Here is a 24,016-nt window from a genome sequence, read left to right as displayed (position 1 = left end):
TATATAATGTACAACAAATAGAATTTGAGGTGTGTCAATTATGCTATTTCCTGATTTAGCGAATAAAATTGTACGAGAAGTACGCAGACTAATTACAGAAAATATTATTATCATTAATATAGAAGGCGTTATTATCGCAAGTACAGATACAGAAAGAATTGGTCAATTTCATGAAGGTGCACTCCGCTGCGCCAAACAAAAGAAAACCGTCATCATTACAAAAGAAGATGAAAGGCAATTGCAAGGTGTAAAGGCTGGGATGAATCTTCCTTTATTATTTCATGATGAAGTAATTGGTGTCATTGGAATTACAGGAGAACCTGAAAATATTTCACGATACGGCGAAATATTGCGTAAGATGACGGAATTATTAATTCATGAAAACTACTTTTTAGAGCAACTAGAACTTGAGCACCGTTCTTATGAAGCTTTCGTCTTTGATTGGCTTCAAAATACAGAGTGGTCCCCGAGTTTTCTCGATCGCGCCAAAACACTTGGCATTGATTTATATAAGAAAAAACAACTTATTTTGTTTTCTATTGGCAAAAATGACACGATGCTCCAGCGTAAAATATGGCAACACATACGTAATATTTTAACAAAAGAGCATCTATTTGTTCGTTGGGGAAATGATCGTTTTATTTTATTTACAGCAACGAGCTCCAAAGAGCAAACTTATCAATTTTTAAAACGGTTAAAACAAGACTGCGAAACTTTATTTTCTATTCCTTTATATATCGGGATTGGCCAAACAGTTACCTCAAACAATATGAACATATGTTACGAACAAGCATTACGCGCTCTTTCTGTATCATTGGAAACGAAAAAAATTGTATTTAATGAAGATTTACGTTTAGAAATGTGTTTACAAGATATTTCTGCCGAAACGCGTGAACAATTTCTAGAGCGTACCATCGAAAACTTATTATCATTTCCTGAGCTTATGCATACTTTGCGCTTATTTATCGATTATAACCAATCTTATAAACAGGCGGCTAAACAATTACATATACACATTAACACATTACATTACAGGCTAAAAAAGATTGAAGAACATACAGGACTTGATCCAAAACAATTCAAAGACTTAAACGTTTTATACTTCGCACTCCTCCTATTAGATGATCATACAAAAAAGAACGATAAAACAGATTAACCTTTAGATGATTATACATAGAAAGAATCCCTCGACTTTTTTATCATTATAATGAAAGCACTGTTACCACGTTGTTTATTATAACTAAACACGTTAACAGTTTGAGGGGGATTTCCAATGTTAGAAAAACAAATTATTCATTCATTCGTATCTATTGTTGGCGAAGATAATGTAGATACATCCAATATGGGGCGTTTAACTTATAGTTATGATGCCACTCCAAACTTCCAAGCAATGCCTGATGCAGTCATTGCTCCTCGTAATACAAATGAAGTAGCTGAAGTGTTAAAAGTATGTAACACTCACAAAATTCCTGTGTATGTGCGCGGGTCTGGAACAAATCTTTGCGCAGGAACATGTCCACTTGAAGGCGGTATCGTCCTTATTTTCCGCCATATGAACAATATTTTAGAAATTGATGAAGAAAACTTAACAATTACTGTACAAGCTGGTGTCATTACACTTGATATTATTAAAGCGGTAGAAGAAAAAGGTTTATTTTATCCACCAGATCCAAGCTCGATGAAAATTTCTACAATCGGCGGTAATATTAATGAAAACTCAGGTGGATTACGCGGTTTGAAATACGGCGTAACACGTGATTATGTAATGGGGCTTGAACTTGTCTTACCAAATGGCGATATTATTCGCACTGGTGGTAAATTAGCAAAAGATGTAGCTGGTTACGATTTAACTCGTTTATTTATCGGTTCTGAAGGAACACTTGGCGTGGTAACAGAAGCTATATTAAAACTTGTTCCTATGCCTGAAACAAAGAAAACAATGCTTGCACTATATGAAGATATTAATGAAGCTGCACGTGCTGTTTCTTCTATTATTGCAAATAAAATCATTCCAGCAACACTGGAGTTTTTAGACCAACCGACAATTGAAGTAGTAGAAGAGTTTGCGCAAATCGGTTTACCTACAGATGTAAAAGCAATTTTATTAATTGAACAAGACGGCCCTCCCGAAGTAGTCAATCGAGATATTGAAAACATGGCTAATGTTTGCCGCTCTATGAATGCAGTTGATGTTCGCATTGCAAAAGACGAAACAGAAGCAGATGCGCTTCGTACCGCTCGCCGTAGTGCTCTATCAGCGCTCGCACGATTAAAACCTACTACAATATTAGAAGATGCGACTGTACCACGTTCACAAATCGCTCCGATGGTTGAAGCTATTAATGCCATTGCAAAAAAATATAATATTCCTATTTGTACGTTTGGACACGCTGGTGATGGTAATTTACATCCAACTTGTATGACAGACGCTCGTAATGCAGAAGAAATGCACCGAGCTGAACAAGCTTTTGCTGAAATATTTGCGAAAGCAATTGAACTTGGTGGCACAATTACTGGTGAACATGGTGTTGGTGCAATGAAAGCTCCATATTTAGAAATGAAATTAGGTAAAGAAGGTATTGCAGCTATGCAAGGAATAAAGCAAGCTTTCGATCCAAATAACATTATGAATCCTGGAAAAATGTTCGCGAAAGACACTCGAAAAAGAGTGGTGGTTGAGCAATGACCACATTAAATAAAGAAAATATTCAAAAAGAATTTAAAGAACGATTAAGTGAAGATGAATTACTAAACTGTATGCGATGCGGTTTTTGTTTACCTACTTGTCCTACCTACATTCAATCCGGATATAAAGAGTCACATTCACCACGCGGACGTATCGCATTGATGAAAGCAGTCGTTGATGGTTTAATCGAACCAGATGAAGATGTTGAACATACATTAAACGTTTGTCTTGGTTGCCGTGCTTGTGAACCTGTTTGTCCATCTGGTGTAAATTATGGACATTTATTAGAAGAAGCTCGTGATATTATTAATCAAAATAAAAAATTCTCAGTGCCAGTGAAAGCTGTTCGAAAAGTCGTTTTTGAAGGACTATTCCCCCATCAAAATCGAATGAGAACATTAACTGGACTAATCGGATTTTATCAACGTTCTGGTTTACAAACGCTAACACATAAAACAGGGATTATGAAGTTATTCCCTGAAACACTTGCAACGATGGATCTCGTTTTACCAAAAGTCCCTAAAATGAAAGCCATGAAAGATCGTCCTTCATTTTTACCTGCAGAAAGTACAAAGAAAAAACAAGTTGCATTCTTCACAGGCTGCTTAATGGATACGATGTTTTTAGAAACAAATAACGCAACGATGAAACTTCTTCAATTAGCTGGTTGTGATATCGTTATTCCAAAAACACAAAGTTGCTGCGGTGCATTGCATGGACATGCTGGTGAAAAGAGTGGAGCAAAAAAATTAGCAAAGCGAAATATAAAAGCATTCGAAGATTTAAACATCGACTATGTTATTACGAATGCAGGTGGTTGCGGGGCTTATCTCGTAGACTATGATTACCTTTTAAAGGATGATCCGGATTGGGCTGAACGTGCTAAGCAGTTTGTTTCTAAAATTAAAGATATTACTGCTATACTAGTAGAACTAGACTTCCATAAGCGAACTGACTTACGACTCACACCGCAAGTTATTACGTATCAAGACTCTTGTCATTTACGCAATGTTATGCGCACATCTTCTGAACCTCGTATGTTACTAGAGGCTATCCAGGGTGCAACATATCGAGAAATGAAAGATGCCGACCGCTGCTGTGGCTCTGCTGGTATTTACAATATTGTTCATTCAGAGTTATCAATGGAATTTCTAGATTACAAAATGGACCGTGTGCATGAAACAGACGCAGCAACCATTGTTACTGCAAATCCAGGTTGTTTATTACAAATGAAATTGGGCATTGAGCGAGAAGGGCTTTCTCATAAAATGAGAGGAATTCACATTGTGGATTTATTATTAGAAGCAATTGAAACTAACTCGTAATAACTCGTAACATACGTAATAATAGGAAAACGGCTATCTCCTTCGTCTATGTAAAGAGATAGCCGCTTTTTTGTCTGCTACAACATTAAAAATATGTTACTTTATTATAAAAAAGAACAACAGAAACATTACAGTTTTGTAAAAATCAATCCATTATATTCCTCAAAAAAACGTTCAAACCATTGATACAATAGGATTCTTCATTTTCTATTTAGGTAACTTTATCCAAAAACCCCCTCTTAAAACCAAGTATAAAAACACTATAAATTCCTTTTATACTCTATATTTCTCTTATTTTTGCCCCCTTCTTCTCTTAGGATAAATTAGGTAATTTTAAAGTCTATGAATTTTTTTCCATCTTTTTTCTCGCAAATTGTATGCTACGATGAATTTGTCAGTCAGACAGGCTGTCAAAAACAAATCGTGTGAAAACAAATTAAAACTTTATATAGGGGGACACACATCATGAAAAAGCGTGTTTTATTATCTGTAGCTGCTGCAACAGCTCTTACTTTAGGAGTATCTTCTCTAGATGCACAAGCTGCAACAGTACAACCATCTAACGTAAAGGTTCAAAATATTCAGCATTCAAAAGTAATGATGAAACAAATGAGCCAACAAGAATTACAAGCATTCTTACAATCTATGGGAGTTGAATCATTAGCACAATGGCAACAAGGAAACTTCCAACCAAACTGCTTCATTCCTGGTCAACAACCTACTGAAAATGTTGTAACTGAGCAACCAACAGCTAAGCCAGAAACTCAAAAGCCAGTTGAGCAAAAACCTGCCGAGCAAAAGCCTGCTGAAGAAGTTCAAAAACCAGAAGCTCAAAAGCCTGCTGAAAACAACAATACTCAAAAACCTGCTGAACAAAAACCAGCTGAGCAAAAGCCTGCTGAAGAAGCAAAATCTTTAAGCGAGTTTGAACAACGTGTTGTTGAATTAACAAACGCTGAGCGTGCAAAACAAGGCTTACCAGCACTAAAAATCGATACTGAATTAAGCAAAGTAGCACGTATTAAGTCTGAAGATATGCAAAAAAACAACTACTTTGATCATAACAGCCCTACATACGGGTCTCCGTTTGACATGATGAAGAAATTTGGTATTTCTTATACATCTGCAGGTGAAAACATCGCTCAAGGTCAACGTACACCTGAAGAAGTAGTACAAGCTTGGATGAACAGCGCTGGACACCGTGCAAACATCTTAAATAACGGCTTCACTCACATCGGTGTTGGTTATGTAGAAAGCGGCAACTACTGGACACAACAATTTATTACGAAGTAAATAAATTAAAAGAGTCTTCTCATAATGAGAAGACTCTTTTTTAAGTTTCATAGCTTTCTATTATGTATGAATAGAAAATATATAACATAAACAACATAGATCCACAGCTTATTACACTAAGCAATACATAAAATCCCCACTCTAAGTTCAAAAACAATGAAAACAATATGCCACATGCCATCACTTGAAAAATCCGTCTACTCACTAAACAAATTTTTTGTAATTTAATTGGGTCTTTTTCTTTTTCTTTGCCTTTTATTTTCTTAAATTCTTTACTCAGCATAAAAAGAAACATACTAATCCCAATCGTTAATCCTGTTTGAAAGGATATCAAATCCTCAAAATTAATAAAGAGGATAAGCATATGAATAAACAACATAAATAACGTAATTTTCTTTATAAATCCGTCTATAATACAATGCTCTCTTTCATTAAACTTAAATATATTATGTGAAATAATATACAAAAATCCATATGAAAAAATAATAAAACAAGGAATAAATGCTACAACAACGTGTTTACTCATAAACACGTTTGGCTCACCATTTACATTCCAATGTACTGCCATACGAGTTGGTAAATAGGGATAGAGACATAGAGTAACTAAAAGACAAGCGAAAAATATTCCAAGTACATACTTATATTTGATCAAGTGATTCTCACCTCTCTTTTCTCTTAACGGCTTCGCTTCTTTTAGAGAAATCCCTGCAAAAATCTACTTTTTTCAAATTAAAACTTATACTTTACGCATTTTCTTTTTGAAATTCTCTTATTTTATTATCTAACTTTGTAGGAAACGGCACATCAACTTCAATCGCTTCTTTCGTAATTGGATGTAAGAAATTTATCTTCATCGCATGCAATGCTTGACTGGACATATATTTTGTTTGTCCACCATATAATACATCCCCAACTAGTGGATTACCATTATGGCTCATATGAACACGAATTTGATGCGTTCTACCCGTTTCTAATTGTAACGTTACAAAAGTCGTGTTTTGCTTCTTAAAATACTTTTCTACTTTATAATATGTGATAGCTTGGTCACCTTTTGGAGAAATACGACGCCTTGTAGCATGATGGCGATCCCTTCCAATAGCAGCATCAATCATTCCTTGTTTCTTCTTTACTTTCCCTTCAACGAGCGCTGCGTACGTCCTTTTAATTTTTCGTTCCATTAATAAACGATCCATAATTGCACCAGCAATTCTATGCTTAGCAAATACGACACCACCTGTCGTATCTTTATCTAAACGATGAATATGACGCACCTTCGTCTCTAAACCTTGCATTTGAAAATGAAAAGCAACAAGATTTGCAAGCGTCCCGGTTCCACCTTTTTCAGCAGGATGTGTGTCCATTTTCTCTGGTTTATTTACGATGAGTACGTGATCATCTTCGTATACTACATGCAATTCACCATATTCTGGATCCACACCGTACTCTTCCTCCGCAAACATATGAACTTGTAACTTATCGTTCTCTTTTAAAAGCTCATTCCATCTTCTTTGTTCTCCGTTAACCGTAACACCTTTTTCCATACGAAGCTGATGTAATAGCTTTTTCGGTATTTCCCATTCTACTTTTAATACCGATTCAATACTTATACCATTCCATTTAGCTGGAACGGTAATTTCACACCATTCGCCCTTTTTCTTTGTTTCCATACTGTTTATCACCTTATTTCTATTGATTCTCTCATTGTAACGGAAAACACACTTTGGTGCACCGTCAAAAATAGAGGACAGTCTTATAATAGACTGCCCCTCAAGCTCTAAGTCTTTTCATTTCTAACAATACTTCTTCAGCTTTTTGTTCATACGATAAATCTTTAAAGAAATCCGCCAACCTTTTATAGTCATTGTAAGCATCTAATAAATCGTCCATCCTTTCTATTTTCATCACTTGTTGTTTTTGTTTCATTTTTACTGGATAACGATAACCTGACACTTCTTGTATTTTGTAATACTCATCCTCTACTTGAACGACCTTTACAAGTTCTTCCTCCTCTGCATCCATCGTATACCCGTCAAATTCTCTAAGTAGTTCATAAATGATATGAGTCCATTCATCTTTTGGATAAAATCCCTTTTCTAACCGATAACCGACAATGCGATACATATGCCCATCGTTTTCTGCAAACTGTACTGTATCATTTAACTTAAACTTAAAATAACGAAACATTGCCTTCACCTACTTGTATGTAATGTTCTTATCACATACTATTTGCAAAATGTAGGTCTTGCTATTCATAAAAAATGCTCATCAATATGATGAGCATTTTTTTACGATGATTTTTCTCGTTTTTTTCGAAATGGTAACCACCAATTCCAGTCTCCAAATAACTTCATTAAGCTTGGAACGAGCATAAGACGAATAATTGTTGCATCAAGAAATATTGCTAATGCCACGCCAAGCCCCATCTGCTTTACTGGTAAAATATCAGTAAATGCGAATGCACCCGTTACAACAATCATAATTAATGCAGCTGATGTAATGATTCTACTTGTTGAAACGAGCCCTTCTAACGTTGCTTGATCGTTATCTCCTGTTTCTTCATAGAGCTCGTGAATACGTGAAATAAGAAATACTTCATAATCCATACTAAGCCCAAATACGAGGCCAAAAATGAAGATTGGTAAGACAAACAGAACCGGACTCGCTTCTAAACCGAAATGACCACCTTCAAATAACCAAACAACAATTCCAATGGTTGCACTCAAACTAAGTATATTCATAATAATTGCCTTAATTGGAATGAGTATAGATCGGAATGCAAATAATAATATAACAAAGGTCGATCCAAATATAACAGACATACCAATTACAACTTTATCTTTAATTTCATCTTCTAATTCTTGTTGAAACGTCGTCATTCCGCCTAGATAATACGTAACATTCGTTTCTTTATAGTTCTTTTTAAAGTCACGCACCCACTGTTTTGCAGTCTCTGTACGTGGTTTTGTTTTCAAAAAGACTTCTATCGTCGTCTTATTCCCTTTTGTGTATGCTTCAAATACAGGGGTTAGTTTCGCTGCTTCTGGCGACTGCAATATTCCAACAACTTGATCTGCTTTCATTCCAGTTAACCCGTCGTATAAACTTCTTACTTCATATACTTTCTTATCATCTTTTAACTTTTGGACGACTTCTTCTATCTTTTGTAGACTTTCTTTTTCTTTCATATCTTTTTTCGTCTCTACAACTAACGTAACATCAGCGTGTGTTTTGACAGTTTTATTAAATGCTTCTTCATACTTTTCATATGCAATCCTTGTATCACTCTTTTCAGGTAAAGCTTCAACACTAGGGAACTGCAAATTAGCTGTACGTAACGGTAATAAGCAAATAACAATAAATGTTGTAACAACAACAATCATTGCAATTGGATGTTTCATCACAAATTGTGCAAATTTACGCCATGCTTTTGCCGGCGTATGTGCTACTTGATTCTTTTTTAATATCTTTTTACCGATTAACGATAATAACGCTGGAAGAAGTGTGAGTGAGAATAAAATGCTCATAATCACAACAATCATTCCGCTAATTGCGACAGATTGAATATAATCTATCTTAAAGAAAAACAAACCGGATAACCCAACAAATACGCATAATCCTGAAAATACAATTGCACGTCCTGCCGTCTGATATGTAATTGCTATCGCTTCTTTTACCGTTCGTTTAGCAACTTCCTCTCGAAAACGGTTCACAAATAATAGCGCAAAATCAATAGATAGTGCAAGTCCAATCATCGGTGCAACGTTTAACACGAAAATAGATAGTTCTTTATCCACACCGATGAAATATAATATACCCATCGTGCTAATAACACTAAGCGCTCCATTCAAAATCGGTAAAATTGATGCCAAAAGGCTACCAAACGAAAATAGTAATACAAGAAACGCAATTGGTAATCCAATCATTTCTGCTACTTTTAAATCATTTTGCGTTCTTTCATTAATCTCTTGATTAATTTTCGGAAATCCTGTAGGTGTTACTTTTAATGCTACATTACTTTCTTTCTCAATCTCATTAGCAAATTGTAATGTCTTTTCCAGTCTTTCTTTATTTGTTTTCCCGGAAAATAAAATTGTCGCATAACCGATGTCATCTTGTAGCATTTCTTTATTTTGGATTGGGTGATGGAAAGATTCATAGTTCTCTTTCTCTTGAACATTCTTTACAATTTCATCTATTCGCTTTTTAAATTCCTCATGCGAAGCATCTTTATTTTTCTCAAAAACGAGCAGAAGCGTATCTTGAGACTTCTTAAAATCTTTATCTAAAATTTCTTTTGTTTTTTGATAGTCGCCTTCCGTTTGGAAACCGTCACCACCTAATACTCCCGGTAGCTTTGGAGCAAAAATCCCAAGTGCGATTGCAAGCAACAGTAACGCTACAATTACTGTATAACGAAATTGATACAAAAAAGCTCCTAACTTCCCCCACTTATCAACTTTATGAACATTTGTCTTCACACATTTTCACCTACTTTAAATAATTCAATTGTCACTTATACTGTATCATATCTTTATACAAACAAAAAACGCCTAGGAACACTATAATGATAGTTTTTCCAGGCGTTTTTTCTATCTCTCTTTATTAAGCCCCAATCTCTCAGTAAGTAAACGATGATAGTAAATAGCGATAACTAACAAAATACCACCTACGCAGTAACCAGCTAAAATATCAGTTGGGTAATGTACATTTAAAATGACTCTACTTAATCCAATCGATAGGATTACTATACCCATCAAAATCGTTATGACACATTTCCCAGCTATGCTTTTCAAATTAGCAGCAATGATATAAGCAAGAAATCCAAATGTCATAATCGATAGCATTGCATGTCCACTAGGAAAACTATATCCAAGTGCATCTAACGCTTCATTTAATGACGGACGTTCTCTCTTTACAATCTCTTTTATCCCTTTATTCACAAGATGTGTTATTAAAATTCCCATTGGATACACAATCATCGCAGCATAATAACGCTTCTTCCAAAAAACAAGCAAACTTATAACGAGCGTAGCAGCTATCCCAATTGCTGACCCCAATTTTGTAAAGTACGAGAAAAATGTAAGGGAACTTTCCGTTTGTAGCCCTTTTACTAATCCGCGGACATATGTATCCATTACTGTAACGCCACCTGCATGTACGCGCCAAGCAACAATACTAAATACAGCAAATAATAAACCGATACATATTACCTCATACTGATGTAACTTCTTCTTCAAACGATTTCCTCCTACTATGAAAAAATGCGATTTCTACTTTAGAAACCGCATTTTCTTACTTATTTACCTTTTGTTTTTAGCTCTGTCCAGTAACGATCATAGTCTTTTAACTTATCGTCTACATCAACAAGCCATTCTGTACGATCTAACTCTTCTTTCGTTAAGAAAATCATGTGATTATCACGGTATTCTTTACTATGAAGAGGATGAGCTTTTTCATTTGGATTACTGTAACCAATTGACTCGTAGTTTTTCACACTTACTTTTTCATCAAGTAAGTAGTTCATAAACTTCTCAGCAAGCTCTTTATGTTTTGCACCTTTTGGAATTGCTAACGTATCAGCCCAAATTGTGCCACCTTCTTTTGGTACAACGTATTCTACATCTTTATTATCTTTTGCGATAAATGCTGCATCTCCAGACCAAACTGTTCCGATCCAAGCATCTTCTGTAATGAATTTTTGTTTAATGTTATCTGTATCAAATGCTAATAAGTTTGGAAGCAGCTTCTTTAAATCATCCGCTGCTGTCTTTAACTCTGCATCTTCTTTTGTACTGTTTGAGAACCCGTGCTTCTTAAGACCCACTCCTAATACTTCACGAGAATCGTTTAATAACGTTACATGTCCTTTATATTTCTCATTCCATAAGTCAGCCCAGCTTGTAGGTGCTTCTTTCACATACTTTTTATTGTATGCAATCCCTGTTACACCCCAAGTGTACACTAAAGAATATTTATTCTCTGGATCAAACGCAGGTGTTTTGAAATTAGAAACCATGTTTTCGATATTTGGGATATTCTTTTTATCTAACGGCGCTAATAAATCCATTTTTGCCATTGTTTTAACCATGTAATCAGATGGTTGAATTAAATCATACTTTGCGCCACCAGCTTGTAATTTCGCAAGCATTTCTTCGTTACTTGCGTACTTATCATAGTTAATTTTCACATTATACTTCTTTTCAAAATCTCTTAGCACTTGCTCATCAAAATTGTCAGCCCAGCTATAAATATTTAATTCTTCTTTCTTTTCACCACAACCAGCAAGCACACCAGCAACAAGGCTAAAGCTAATTGCTGCGCCAGCTATTCTTTTCATTAATTTCATCGGTTTATTACCCCCTCGTACTTTCTATATCGTTCGTATTATAAAGGAAGGTGTCCTCCAGAGTTTTCTTCACCATCTGCACCTTTGTTACGGAAGATTTCAGATAGAACCATTAATCCTACGATAGCAACAATTAAAATTGTAGAAAGAGCATTAATTTCTGGTGATACTCCGCGCTTAACCATACTGTAAATGTATAATGGCAATGTTGTTGATCCTGGTCCTGATACGAAGAAACTAATTACAAAATCATCAATTGATAATGTGAATGTTAATAATGCTGCTGAAATAACTCCCGGTGCAATTGCTGGGAACGTTACAAAACGGAACGTTTGCCAAGGCGTTGCTCCTAAATCATTTGCAGCTTCTTCTAAGTCACGTCCCATACTTGAAAGACGCGCAGCTAAAATAACAACAACAAACGAAATACTAAATGTAATATGTGCAATAATAATCGTTGTTTGTCCAAGTTCCATTCCTAGCTGACTGAAAAGAATTAGTAAAGATAATCCCATTAAAATATCAGGAATTAAAATTGGTAAATATACAAGGCCATTAATAGCCCCTTCGAAACGATATTTATAACGATGTAAAGCAATCGCAAAGAATACACCAAGTACCGTTGTCACAATCGTTGTTATAACTGCAATCGTAATACTATTTACAAATGCATCAATAACATCTTGTTTTTGAAATAAATCTGTATACCAATGGAATGTAAAACCTTCCCACTCCGCATTAATGCGAGAGTCGTTGAAAGAATAGACCATTAAAACCATCATTGGAAAATACAAGAATAACAAAATTAACCAAGAATAAGAAACTAAAAACTTCTTCATCTTTGCCTATTCCCCTCCGTTCTCATTATATTTATATACTTTCGTTGCACGATAATATAAGTAAATTAACAGAACAGAGAATAGAACAACGATAATTGATAACGCAGATCCAAACGGCCAGTCACGTGCACCTAAGAATTGGTTTTGAATAACGTTTCCGATTAATGCTACTTTTGATCCGCCCATCACGTCTGATACAACAAACATTCCGATAGAAGAAACGAATACTAAAATAGAACCAGTCGCAATTCCTGACATTGTCATCGGCACTGTTATATTCCAAAATGCCTTTATTGGTGTTGCTCCTAAATCATAAGCCGCTTCTAGCTTACGCTTATCCAGCTGCTCAATTGCTGCATATACTGGTAAAATCATAAATGGTAATAAAGAATAGACCATTCCGAGTATTACAGAAGGCGTATTATATAATAAATTTAACGGTTCACTAATAATGCCGAGTTTTAATAACAACGTATTCACAAGACCTTGTGAACGTAAAATAACAATCCATGCGTATGAACGAACAAGAAAGTTAATCCAAAACGGGATCGTTGCCAATAATAAAAGAATAGAACGATATTTGCGGTCAACAATTGTAATTGTATACGCAAATGGATAACCAATTAATAAACATATTACTGTAGTAATAACTGCAATCTTAACAGTTTCCCATAACGTTCCTAAGTACAATGGATCAAACACACGGGATATATTCTCCAGCGTAAATTGCATTTCTACTGTCCCGTAAGCTCCGCGCTGCATGAAGGCGAATCCTAATACGAATACGAGCGGGATTAGGAAGAAAATTAACAGCCACGCGACTGTAGGTAGTGCGAGTAATTTCCCTTTTTTCAATTTAAGGTCACCTCGTCCTCTTGCTCCCAGCCTACATATACATTATCTCCAATGCTCCACTGCGCTGCCTCTTCAGCAGTTTGATATGCCATTAGTAATTCTGATGTTTTCTCATCACGTACATAAAGCTTCTCCATATTTCCGACAAACTCGATATCTTCAATATGTCCAAGATGGTATTCTTTTAAAATTGGTTCTTCAACCGAACGTACTTTCACATTTTCAGGGCGAATTGCTACATAGCCTTCCCCATTTTTCACAATATTATTTTCACCGATGAATGTCGCAACGAACAATGTTTTCGGCTTATTATAAATTTCTTTCGGCGTTCCAATTTGTTCGATATGTCCTTTATTCATAACGACGATACGATCGCTCATGCTCATTGCTTCTTCTTGATCGTGCGTTACGTATATAAACGTAATTCCTAAATTACGTTGTAAGTTTTTCAATTCACGTTGCAAGTCTTTTCGTAACTTAAAGTCAAGCGCTCCAAGTGGCTCATCTAATAGTAATACACGCGGATTATTTACAATCGCTCTTGCAATTGCAACACGCTGCTGTTGTCCACCAGAAAGCTTAGCAGGTTTACGATTACGGAACTCAAGTAACTGCGTTAAACGCATTGCCTCTTCAGCACGCTCTTTCTGCTCTGCTGCTGATACTTTCTGCATTTTCATACCAAAACAAATATTCTTCTCTACTGTCATATGTGGGAATAGTGCGTAATGTTGGAACACTAGGTTCATATGACGCTTATATGGCGGCAAATCGTTAATTCTTTCATCATCTAATAAAAGATTCCCTTTAGTTGGAGTTTCAAATCCTGCGATCATACGAAGTAAAGTCGTTTTCCCGCAGCCACTCGGCCCTAAAATTGTTAAAAACTCTCCCTCTTTAATATCTAAAGAAAGAGGTGGGATAATCACTTGATTTCCAAAATGTTTTTCAACTGCTTCAACTTTAATAATCTTTTTCATTTTCCCGTCCTATCTACCTTAAATTTTAAATTTTTATATTCATGAATAAATATTTATGTTCTATAGACTATTTTTTGTTTCGATCCAAACAAAAATGGTTATTTAGCAAGCGTTCGTTTCTATTCTTTATGTAGTATGTTTGATTCATTTTCGCATGATACATAACGTCGAACAGAAAAACCCCTTCCATCGCGAAGGGGCTATTATCATACGGCTACGCCTACTGATAAACACCATCATCATTTTAACAACTTTCGTATGAATTTTAAAGCACTTTTTGTAGAAGAGTAACGAATTTTCATGTCGAATGCTGTAGATTGGGCTAAAATGCTTTTATAATGTGAAAAAGTCCGAAAACTTTCTTCCCCATGATAACCCCCTAATCCACTACTTCCAACACCCCCAAAAGGTAAATATGGCGTGGCAAGATGGTAGACAACATCATTAATACAGCCTCCACCATATGAAATATTACTCGTCACTTTCTTTTGTACTTCTTTATCTTCCGAAAATACATATAACGCTAACGGCTTCGGATGTTGCTGGATTGTGCCAATTACATCTTCTATATTGTCGTACTCTATGATTGGTAAAATCGGACCAAAAATTTCATCTTCCATAACAGCATCTTGCCATGTAACATCCGCTAGTACTGTCGGTTCAATATGTAATGTATCTTTCTCATAGTTTCCACCAATTACGACTTGACCATCCTGTAAAAATCCACATAATCGTTCAAAATGACGCTCACTTACAATACGCACATAATTTTCATTTTGCAAAGGTTCTTTACTATACTGCTCTGTAATTTCATGTCGCAGTGCCTCAACTAGCTGTTCTTTCACGGAAGAATGCACGTACATATAATCAGGCGCTACACACGTCTGCCCTGCATTTAAAAACTTACCCCAAACAATTCTTCTTGCTGTCATCTCTATCTTTGCATCTCTATGTACAATACAAGGACTTTTCCCGCCAAGTTCTAACGTAAGCGGCGTCAACTGTTTCGCTGCTGCTTCCATTACAACTTTTCCAACGCCAACACTACCAGTAAAGAAAATATAATCAATTGGTTCCCTCAGCAAAGATGTACTCTCTTCAACGCCACCTTCTACTACCGCTACAAGCTCTTCTGGGAATAATTCACCTAACATTCTCTTAAGCACTTTTGAAACGCTTGGCGTTAACTCTGACGGCTTTAAAACGATTGTATTTCCAGCTGCCAGTGCCCCTACAAGTGGTGCAATTGCTAATTGAAAAGGATAGTTCCACGGTGCAATAATAAGCGTCACACCATACGGTTCTGGCACTACTTTTCCTTTTGATCCAAAATGAGTGAGTGCTGTTCGAACTCGCTTCGGTTTACTCCATGATGACATATGTTTCAATTGAAAGGAAATTTCTTTTAATACATATCCAACTTCCGTTGTAAACGACTCGTGAACTGACTTATTTAAATCTAATTTCAACGCCTGAAATATTTCTTCTTCAAAATGCTGAATGCCTTCATAAAGCTTCTTCAAATTATTCTTTCTTATTTCGATGCTTCTCGTATGCCCTTTTAAAAAATATTCCTTTTGCCTACTTACAATAGAGGAAATACTCATTCACTCACCTTCTCCCACTATTTTTATCCAATTCTTTCATTATTTATATAGACTTCATATATAACAAATTTCTATTCTTAAAGTTACATTATATATGACTTTTTCAGCTATATAAAATTCATTGCTCACAAAAAAACTACCGAAAGAAAATCTCTCGGTAGTTTTACTGTATTAACGATATAAACGAACAGCACCTGCAGAATTATCATCAGCTTGTCCTACTACTTCAAATTTCAAACCAAGCTTCGGTAAAATACGTCCTGCATCTGGAATCTGTTGATTAATATACGTTTTAGAATCATCAAACTTCGGTACGCCTGCTAAGCCATCATACGTAAATGTTCCACGCGTTGGAGATACAACTTTCCAAGCTGGTGTTTTGTCGAATGAGAACGCAGCATCAGCGATTTGGAATCGTGTACTGCTCTTAACTGTTGGTTTACCATTTAAAGTACCAACAATTGCTTCTGGATGAGAATCAACAACACCAAGGAAACCGTGTCCTGGATGTACACCAACCCAGTTATCTGTATAAGCTGAATCTGCATACCATACAACCATACCAGTGTTAAATACTGGACCGCGAGCAAATTTCAACGCGTTATCTGCCCCAGCATAGTTTCTCCACTCAACATAGTAGTTATGTTTTTTCTTTTCTGTTCCGTTAGATACAACGAAACCATCTAATTTTAATTGTGGTGTACCTTCTGCATCATCAGAGAATACTACTTTACCATCTACTGTTAATGAAGCATTATCAAGAGCGAATCCATTTAATGCTAAACCACCATCAGTAATGTAATCAAATGTTAATTTTACTTTCTTGCCTTTGAATTGACTTAAATCATATGATTTGTCAATCCATTTTCCATTTGTCGAATCTGCATTTCCACTAGTTGCTTTCTCGCCAAGTCTTTCAATTAACGTTTGTTTACCATCTTCTGTTACAGCGTGTACTTCAAGGAAATCATAACCTGCTTCAATCTCATATAATGACTTGAAATCAAATTTTGCATTCGTTGCATTCGTTAAATCGAACAACGGTGTTTCCATCTTCGTATGAAGATCGTCACCTTTTGTGCTGTAATAATATTGTTTACCAAATGCTGGCTCAATTGTTTTAACATCTTTATCTGGTAAGTTAACACGGATCATACCTGGTCGATCTGATTTCGTAACACTTTGGTCCAAATATGTCGCTAGACCGATACCTTTATTTAATTTCTCGTAATCTACTTCTACGATATTTGCCCAGTTACCACCAATTGTTTTTTGGAAAAACTCTTTATTTTGTGGTGAGAAACTCGTTGGCGTCGTTCCTGCGATTTTACCAGCCCAGCTTCCGCCACTCATAATAGACCAAGCTTCAATCGGCTCACCTTGACCACTATATTGTGTATCGTACTCATCTGGAAGACCTAAATCGTGACCATATTCATGTGCGAATACACCAACCGCTCCATCTTCTGGTTCAATTGTGTAGTCGAATGCTGCCATCTTTCCGCCCCAATATGGAACTTTCGCTTGTGTACCTTCAATTGGGAATGGCTTTGGTCCAACTGTCCAACGGTGCGACCAAATTGCATCATCGCCTAATTTACCACCGCCTGCTTCTTGTCCAACACCCGCATGAATAATCATTAAGTGATCGATTAAACCATCTGGTTGATTTTTATTTCCATCACCATTTACATCGTATTGATCAAATTGATCGAACTCTGATAAATCAATACCACTATCTACAGCTGCTTTTAATGCATCTTTTACTAAATCACGTGGTCCTTTTGGTCCTTTATTATCATGACCTGTCGCACCATCTGCACCGTAATCAGCAGCTTTACCAGGAACTGTTAACCATTTTGTAACTGTTCCGTCTACTGTATAACTACCGCCAGATTGCTCTTCGTAATATTGTTTAAACGTTTCGATTTTGCTTCCATCATCTAATGCGAATGGCTCATTACCGAATAACATTTTTTCATAATGTTCTTTATTAAAATCGTTAGAATACATATATCCAGGCTCTTTGTCGATATTATTATGTTTAAAGTCAGCGTACTCTACAAGTAAAACGAGTACTTTGTCTTTACGAACTTCACCGTTATAGTCTTTTTGTTTTGCTGGAGAAGTTGGCACTTTACCATTTAGTCCGCCTTTAACTGGGCCTGACGCTGCAGGTGCCCCTGTTGCTGGTTCATTTAATTTTTCTTTCGTGTCTGCTTTCGCATCTTTTACTTTCTTTAAAAAGTCGGATGCATCTTTCGTAAGCTGGTCCCCATTTGCTGCTTCTTTTCCAGGATTTTCACCCTTTTTGTTCTCTACATACTTTTCGACTGCTTTCTTTGTTTCTGTCTCTGAAGCCTTCGAATCAATTACCCCACGTTTTTTTAGCGCATCTGCTAAACGTTCTTCCGGAATTAAATGATCATCAACTGGGCTCGTAGCTGTTTTATTCACAGGCGTTTCAGCATATGCAGATTGAGTGCCAGCTCCGAATGAAAGGCCTAATACAGCTGTCAAAGCGATTGATGACAAAACTTTGAACGGTTTCTTGTTCATCCCATATTTCCTCCCCTAATAAATAATATGTATTACAAATTGAATTTTATTAAAAATTCAATATTTTTTCAATATTTAGTCACATTATGTAATGTTTTTAATATATTTGTAAAAATTTCATAGTTAGCATACGAATATATCACAATTCAACAATGTTTTCTGAAAATATTGAAAGTTTTTATCGAACAATTTATAATTTCCATAGAGGGAGTTTAATGGGGATTTTATCTTTGTTTCATCTACACAATATTTGATAATTCACTATATAAAACACAAAATCCGATTGCATTATCATGTATTTTGTAGCAGCAATTATGACCGATAATTAGGGAGGAATTACATTTGTACAAAGATAAGACAGACGCACTGGATCAAGAATGGATTGATTTAATACTTGAAGCTCTAGATGCTGGTATCGCCATGCAAGACATCGAGCAATTTTTCCAACGTATGAAGCCATCCAGTCAGGCTCAATAGGTTTGTTCTTTTTAACGAAGTTTATGTTATAATAATGACATCATAAGACAACTACATATTGATAGAAAGGTGCGCAAATATGATTGGAGAACGTATAAAACGCCTTCGTTTACAAAAAGGTATTTCATTAACTGAACTTGCCGAAAAAGCTGGCGTTGCTAAATCTTACATTAGTTCTATAGAACGAAATTTACAAAAAAACCCTTCCATTCAGTTTCTTGAAAAGATCGCAGCAGTTCTACAAATTCCAGTTGATACTTTACTTCATGATGAAACAACAAAGGAAACTAACCTAGACTCCGAATGGACACAACTTGTTAAAGATGCAATGAACTCTGGTGTCTCCAAAGAACAATTTCGTGAATTTCTTGAATTTACAAAGTGGAAGCAAAATAATAAATAGAAAGAAGTGCTTACAATCAGCACTTCTTTTTCTTTATAAAAAAAAGCGGGAATACCCGCTTTTTCATTATTTTTCTTCCCCAGCTTCTTGATTAGCATTGAATGTCCATTCTAAATTCAATGTATCACCTTGGAAGATATTTTGGTCTTTTCCGTCATCTACAAATTCAAATTGCACCCATAGATAATCCTCTGTACCAGCTGCTAATCCACCCTTTTCTCCCCACTCAGGAGCAAAGATGTCTTTAGCTAAAAGATCTGGATCAACTTTTTGTAAGTCTGCTAAAGTTGTTTCGTATACAGGCTCACTTTGTTTATCCCAGTTCCAAAGGAATTTTACTTTAACGTGCTTACCAAAGTCTTCACCAGCATTATCACCTTTTGCATCTTTAACAGTATACTTTGTTGCTAATTTAACGTCTTTAATAGTTAACGAACCGCTGTTTTGTAATAAGAACTCTTTCTTAACAGAATCCCCTGGTTTTAAATCTTTAATATCTACAAGCGTCTTAGGGTTTAATGTAAGGTCTAACGTCCCAGCTGCAAATGTATTGTTTGATACTTCTTTATCGCTAAAGAATGCAAATGTTCCTCCACCAATTAAAGCTAACCCCAATGCTGCTGATGCAACTCCCATACCTAATTTCTTTTTCAGACTCACAATCAATTCCCCCTAGCTTTTTTTTATATTTTTATCACTTATTTTTCAATAAGAGATGTAAAGAAAACTATATTAGCTTAGCTAATATGTGTTCTTTTTTAAAAACCTTATGTTCATTATAACGAACAAAACTATATAAACACAACACATATTTATTAATATTTTCAGTTATTTTTATTTCTCAATATTATTTAGACTTTTCAGAAAAATGAATGATAATTTATATCTTTTTTCACACTCAAATCATTTAATACTATAAGAAAAAGCAAAACAAAGAGGTGAGGGCTAACTTTCCCTCACACTCGTATAAATATTACTAGTCTTGCTTATTCGTTCACACTCTCTTACACCACATTCTTGTTTTCCGGCTGTTTCACTAAAGCAGTTACTCCGCTTTCTTCTGCTCTTCTACTTTCTTTTGTTCTTCTACTTTCTTCTGTTCTTCTACTTTCTTTTGTTCTTCTACTTTCTTCTGTTCTTCTACTTTCTTCTGTTCTTCTACTTTCTTCTGTTCTTCTACTTTCTTCTGTTCTTCTACTTTCTTCTGTTCTTCTACTTTCTTCTGTTCTTCTACTTTCTTTTGTCCTTCCGCTTCAATTGCAACGTTTAATTGTTGCTGAAGAGCCTGAATTTGCTCATCAATAGCTTTCAAGCTAATTTCTTTCTCAATATAGTCACGTTTCTCTTTGATACTGCGAAAGCCTTCATTTACATATACGGACACTTGCTGCATCGACTCATCTTTATTTACCTTTAATTCTTCTTGTATTTGATTGTAAGGAGCTTCTATTTCAGTATATACATTTTGCAGAGCTTCCTTCTCAGCAACAATTTTCTCACGCCCTTGTTGCCATACAGAAATCGCCTGTTTTATTTCTTCAATAGAAGTTGCTTTCGATTTTCCCTTCATCGTTCCATACTCACGCTCAATAAACTGTTTATGTTTCTCAGATTGCTCTTTTAACGTATTAACTGTTTTCGGAAATATAATTGCTGTAGAAAGCGTTGCTTCTACTTTCGTTTCATGAATGAACGCCGCTTCTGTATGCGTCATAATTTGAGATCCTAAATAAAACGTAATAGAACACATACACGGCAATATAAGCATTTTTTTAAAATTACGCGGTCTTTTCAGCATCTTAATCTCTCCCATCGAACATTACGTTCTTTATACAGAACATTACCTATATTATAGTAAAGAACTATTAAAATTGATAGACAAATACTAGAAAAATAGAAAAAGGGCTATCCATGTGATAGCCCTTTTTCTTATTATCTTTCTTCACCTGCTGTTTGTTGTGCATCAAACGTCCAATTTAATTGTAACTTATCGCCTTGGAATTGATTTTGATCTTTTCCATTATCAACGAACTCAAATTTCACTTTGAATTTATCAGATTTACCTGCTGAAATACCTTTTTCATCCCAGAACCAAGCCGATAAATCATTATCTACAGCTGTAAGTGTGTCACCTTTTAATTTATCTAAAGTAGTTTGTTTCACAATTGTCTCATGCTTATCTACATTTTTTAAGAATGTTACTTTAATATGTTTACCAAAATCATCTTTATTATCTTTCTTTACATCTTCTACATTATAATCTGTTTTCAGTAGAACCTTTTTAATATCTAAAGAGCCTTTATTTTCTAGTTTAAATTCTTTTTCAATTGTATCCCCAGGTTTTAAATTCGATACGTTAACAACTGTTGATGGATTTAATGCTAAATCCAGTGTCCCAGCCGCAAATGTATTGTTTGACACTTCTTTATCACTGAAAAATGCAAATGTTCCTCCACCAACTAACGCTGCTCCTAGTACTGCTGATGTAATACCCATTCCTAATTTTTTCTTTAAAGTCATGTCCATATCCCCTTAATATATATATTTGTTAACTTCCTAAACGGAAAGTATAACCAAACGAACTAGACGGATTGTTCTACTTTTTTATCTTTCTTTTCTCCGTCAATGCTACGAATAGCCCCAAAAATAGAAATCGCGGAATATCCAAGTAAAAAGACTCCTGGAATAATAAGAAGTAATGCTGCTCCCGCTTTTGAATTCGCATAATTCAGTAAATAACCAACGTACGGAACTGTAATATCTGCATACTTTCCAACTACATTTTCTGCAAGTACTGGCTCTAAATCTGGTCCGTTGTTGTTATCCCCTTTTGTTTCATACATTACTTTTCCATTTGTATCTTTCACACCGATAATACGGTGAGTGATAATTTTTTGATCTTTCTCTTTAAAGGTAATAACATCACCTTTTTGATATTTAGAACCATCTTTGTTTGGTTCTATTGCAATGATTGATCCCGTTAAAAACGTCGGCTCCATTGATCCTGAAAGAACGCTCTTAAATTGATATCCCATCACTGTCGGATCACCACCGCTTGCTTTTGAAGAAATAACTACAAAAGCTAAAAAAACCATCAATGCAAATAAAACAAATGAGATCGCGTTGCTAATTATCTTCCATATTAATTTCATCGTCTCTCTCCCTCTCCGTTGTTTTATATTATTTGAAGTATGCAATGTTCATTTACCCTCGTTCTTTAACAAGAACACAAGTAAATGATATAACGAACTTTAAGTTATTGCAATAAGAAAATTTACAATTATTAGTTAAATATCTTTTTAGCATATAAAAAAGACTGTGACAAAATCTCTCCACAGCCTTTTTACTACTACGTTATTTTTCTTCTGTTTTCATTCCTTTTGTATTTCGGCGTAGTACTACATATAAAATGGCTCCAAATAGTACAAGGGCGCCTATCCCAACACTTATTACTTTCACATCTAACTCTTTTTCTTCAGATGCAATTGTATCTTTTTTAGGCATCGTAAAAGTGACATCTTCTGTCGAAAGAACGTTTACCGTCGCAATTGTTTGATTATTTTTCGTAATATCAACTGCACCAACTACCTCACCACGATGTATTCCTTTATGATATAAAGATTCTTTATCTAATGAAGCCGCCCGGAAAATAGTTTTCACATTTTTCCCTTCATCTTTCTTAAGCATAAGCTCCGCACTTTGTTCCAACTCAGAATTAACATCTTTATTTAAATATGTTGTTTTTTGATGCCAATTATGTTTATCCAGCACCATTTGCTTCGTAAATTGACCGAAAGAATATTCCGCCATCTGCTTCAAATCTTCATAAATTTCAGGTCTTTGAGAAGCCATTACTACGCTTATAATACGATTTCCATCTTTCTCATTTAATAAAACAAGTGTATTACGCGCTTCATTCGTAAACCCTGTCTTACCGCCAATGCTATATGGATTTTCAAAAAAATTAGATTTATTAAAAATAGACACCGTCTGCCTAGACGTCGTAACTGTCGTTCTTTTCGTATTCATCGCTTGTAAAATTTCAGGATACTTTTGCACACCCTTCGTAATCATAGCCATATCATACGGCGTCGTATAATGGTTCGGATCATGCAGTCCATTCGGTGTTACAAAGTGGCTATCTTTCGCCCCTAATTGCTTCGCTTTCTCATTCATCATATTAGCGAAATTCTCAACACTCCCGCCAATCCGCTCCGCAATCGCATACGACACATCATTCGCACTCAGCACCATTAAAATCATAAGCGCAGTATTTCTATTAATTGTCTCTCCAGGTTGAAACTCAATTTGATAATTACTCTTCTCTTGATCTAATGCTAATTGTGAAAATGTAAATTGATCCTCTGGCTTTGTATGCTCCATGAGTAAAATCGCTGTTAACACCTTCGTCGTACTAGCAGGATATGCTCGGTGATATGCGTTTTTGTCATACAAAACATCTCCTGTTTTCGCATCAATTGTCGTTGCAAACTGACTAAAAACATTCGGTCCTTCTGCAGGTGGTGGTGCAACTTGTTCTGGATTTACTCCAATATTCGTCTCAGCACGCAATGTCATAGGTGTCAACAAAAACAAACAAATAACTGTAATAAAAACCAAAATTTTCTTAAAATTTACCATATGAC

General features: G+C 35.4%; 22 protein-coding genes. 6 read left to right on the top strand and 16 right to left on the bottom strand.

Going from position 1 to position 24,016, the window contains the following annotated elements; translation table 11 throughout:
- Window positions 1-40: 40 nt before the first annotated feature.
- From ACW0JX_RS06645 to ACW0JX_RS06630, 4 genes are all read left to right on the top strand, one after another.
- Window positions 41-1,156, top strand: coding sequence for a CdaR family transcriptional regulator (locus tag ACW0JX_RS06645; protein ID WP_095691193.1), 1,116 nt, complete (start codon window positions 41-43; stop codon window positions 1,154-1,156).
- Between the two features lie 117 nt (window positions 1,157-1,273).
- Window positions 1,274-2,686, top strand: a complete 1,413-nt coding sequence (gene glcD / locus ACW0JX_RS06640) for a glycolate oxidase subunit GlcD (protein ID WP_000890755.1) — start codon at window positions 1,274-1,276, stop codon at window positions 2,684-2,686.
- Window positions 2,683-4,011, top strand: a complete 1,329-nt coding sequence (locus ACW0JX_RS06635; RefSeq protein ID WP_459245521.1) for a (Fe-S)-binding protein — start codon at window positions 2,683-2,685, stop codon at window positions 4,009-4,011. The genes glcD and ACW0JX_RS06635 overlap by 4 nt, the downstream gene beginning before the upstream one ends.
- Window positions 4,012-4,476: 465 nt before the next feature.
- Window positions 4,477-5,304 carry a CAP domain-containing protein gene (locus tag ACW0JX_RS06630; protein WP_000747596.1) on the top strand — a complete coding sequence of 276 codons (828 nt, stop codon included), beginning with the start codon at window positions 4,477-4,479 and terminating at the stop codon, window positions 5,302-5,304.
- Window positions 5,305-5,344: 40 nt separating this feature from the next.
- On the opposite strand, the gene ACW0JX_RS06625 is transcribed toward ACW0JX_RS06630, so the two are convergent.
- From ACW0JX_RS06625 to inhA1, 11 genes are all read right to left on the bottom strand, one after another.
- Entirely contained in the window at window positions 5,345-5,956 is a 612-nt protein-coding gene (locus tag ACW0JX_RS06625; protein ID WP_459245520.1) for a DUF1648 domain-containing protein, read from the bottom strand.
- Between the two features lie 91 nt (window positions 5,957-6,047).
- Window positions 6,048-6,971 carry an RluA family pseudouridine synthase gene (locus ACW0JX_RS06620; protein ID WP_089170658.1) on the bottom strand — a complete coding sequence of 308 codons (924 nt, stop codon included), beginning with the start codon at window positions 6,969-6,971 and terminating at the stop codon, window positions 6,048-6,050.
- Between the two features lie 100 nt (window positions 6,972-7,071).
- Entirely contained in the window at window positions 7,072-7,488 is a 417-nt protein-coding gene (locus ACW0JX_RS06615) for a hypothetical protein (RefSeq protein ID WP_000490302.1), read from the bottom strand.
- A gap of 101 nt (window positions 7,489-7,589) precedes the next feature.
- Window positions 7,590-9,782, bottom strand: coding sequence for an MMPL family transporter (locus ACW0JX_RS06610; RefSeq protein ID WP_075718793.1), 2,193 nt, complete (start codon window positions 9,780-9,782; stop codon window positions 7,590-7,592).
- A gap of 111 nt (window positions 9,783-9,893) precedes the next feature.
- Window positions 9,894-10,541 (bottom strand): phosphatase PAP2 family protein, encoded by a 648-nt coding sequence (locus ACW0JX_RS06605; protein WP_053564950.1) that lies wholly within the window; start codon window positions 10,539-10,541, stop codon window positions 9,894-9,896.
- Window positions 10,542-10,600: 59 nt separating this feature from the next.
- Entirely contained in the window at window positions 10,601-11,650 is a 1,050-nt protein-coding gene (potD, locus tag ACW0JX_RS06600; RefSeq protein WP_000772490.1) for a spermidine/putrescine ABC transporter substrate-binding protein PotD, read from the bottom strand.
- A 38-nt stretch (window positions 11,651-11,688) separates the two neighbouring features.
- Window positions 11,689-12,489, bottom strand: coding sequence for a spermidine/putrescine ABC transporter permease PotC (gene potC / locus ACW0JX_RS06595; protein WP_000714190.1), 801 nt, complete (start codon window positions 12,487-12,489; stop codon window positions 11,689-11,691).
- Window positions 12,490-12,495: 6 nt separating this feature from the next.
- Complete coding sequence (gene potB / locus ACW0JX_RS06590; RefSeq protein ID WP_000715500.1) at window positions 12,496-13,344, bottom strand: spermidine/putrescine ABC transporter permease PotB; 849 nt, start codon at window positions 13,342-13,344, stop codon at window positions 12,496-12,498.
- Window positions 13,341-14,324 (bottom strand): spermidine/putrescine ABC transporter ATP-binding protein PotA, encoded by a 984-nt coding sequence (gene potA, locus ACW0JX_RS06585; RefSeq protein WP_000720333.1) that lies wholly within the window; start codon window positions 14,322-14,324, stop codon window positions 13,341-13,343. Before potA ends, potB begins: the two co-directional genes overlap by 4 nt.
- Before the next feature lie 239 nt (window positions 14,325-14,563).
- Complete coding sequence (locus tag ACW0JX_RS06580; RefSeq protein ID WP_089170656.1) at window positions 14,564-15,931, bottom strand: aldehyde dehydrogenase; 1,368 nt, start codon at window positions 15,929-15,931, stop codon at window positions 14,564-14,566.
- Window positions 15,932-16,102: 171 nt separating this feature from the next.
- Window positions 16,103-18,490, bottom strand: coding sequence for a M6 family metalloprotease immune inhibitor InhA1 (inhA1, locus tag ACW0JX_RS06575; protein ID WP_089170655.1), 2,388 nt, complete (start codon window positions 18,488-18,490; stop codon window positions 16,103-16,105).
- A gap of 342 nt (window positions 18,491-18,832) precedes the next feature.
- Between inhA1 and ACW0JX_RS06570 the strand changes: the two genes are divergently transcribed.
- Together ACW0JX_RS06570 and ACW0JX_RS06565 are read left to right on the top strand one after the other, a co-directional pair.
- Window positions 18,833-18,967: an anti-repressor SinI family protein gene (locus ACW0JX_RS06570; RefSeq protein WP_000276219.1), complete on the top strand. Its 135-nt coding sequence runs from the start codon at window positions 18,833-18,835 to the stop codon at window positions 18,965-18,967.
- 79 nt (window positions 18,968-19,046) lie between these two features.
- Window positions 19,047-19,370: a helix-turn-helix domain-containing protein gene (locus ACW0JX_RS06565; protein ID WP_000578884.1), complete on the top strand. Its 324-nt coding sequence runs from the start codon at window positions 19,047-19,049 to the stop codon at window positions 19,368-19,370.
- 66 nt (window positions 19,371-19,436) lie between these two features.
- Here the strand turns inward: ACW0JX_RS06565 and calY are convergent, their stop codons facing one another.
- The 5 genes from calY to ACW0JX_RS06540 form a co-directional block, all read right to left on the bottom strand.
- Window positions 19,437-20,030 carry a biofilm matrix protein CalY gene (gene calY, locus ACW0JX_RS06560; RefSeq protein WP_000053713.1) on the bottom strand — a complete coding sequence of 198 codons (594 nt, stop codon included), beginning with the start codon at window positions 20,028-20,030 and terminating at the stop codon, window positions 19,437-19,439.
- Between the two features lie 385 nt (window positions 20,031-20,415).
- Complete coding sequence (locus tag ACW0JX_RS06555) at window positions 20,416-21,183, bottom strand: DUF4047 domain-containing protein (protein WP_459245519.1); 768 nt, start codon at window positions 21,181-21,183, stop codon at window positions 20,416-20,418.
- Window positions 21,184-21,302: 119 nt separating this feature from the next.
- Window positions 21,303-21,890 carry a CalY family protein gene (locus tag ACW0JX_RS06550; protein WP_000172852.1) on the bottom strand — a complete coding sequence of 196 codons (588 nt, stop codon included), beginning with the start codon at window positions 21,888-21,890 and terminating at the stop codon, window positions 21,303-21,305.
- Window positions 21,891-21,952: 62 nt separating this feature from the next.
- The gene (gene sipW, locus ACW0JX_RS06545; RefSeq protein WP_000767792.1) at window positions 21,953-22,522 is read right to left on the bottom strand and encodes a signal peptidase I SipW; all 570 of its coding nucleotides are present in this window, start codon (window positions 22,520-22,522) and stop codon (window positions 21,953-21,955) included.
- 202 nt (window positions 22,523-22,724) lie between these two features.
- Window positions 22,725-24,011, bottom strand: a complete 1,287-nt coding sequence (locus ACW0JX_RS06540) for a D-alanyl-D-alanine carboxypeptidase family protein (protein WP_088024907.1) — start codon at window positions 24,009-24,011, stop codon at window positions 22,725-22,727.
- Between the last annotated feature and the right edge of the window lie 5 nt (window positions 24,012-24,016).

The organism is Bacillus sp. C-3-6 (assembly GCF_054509685.1).
The sequence above is the reverse complement of the archived record's forward strand: the minus strand, read 5'-3'. Positions and strand labels throughout refer to the sequence as shown.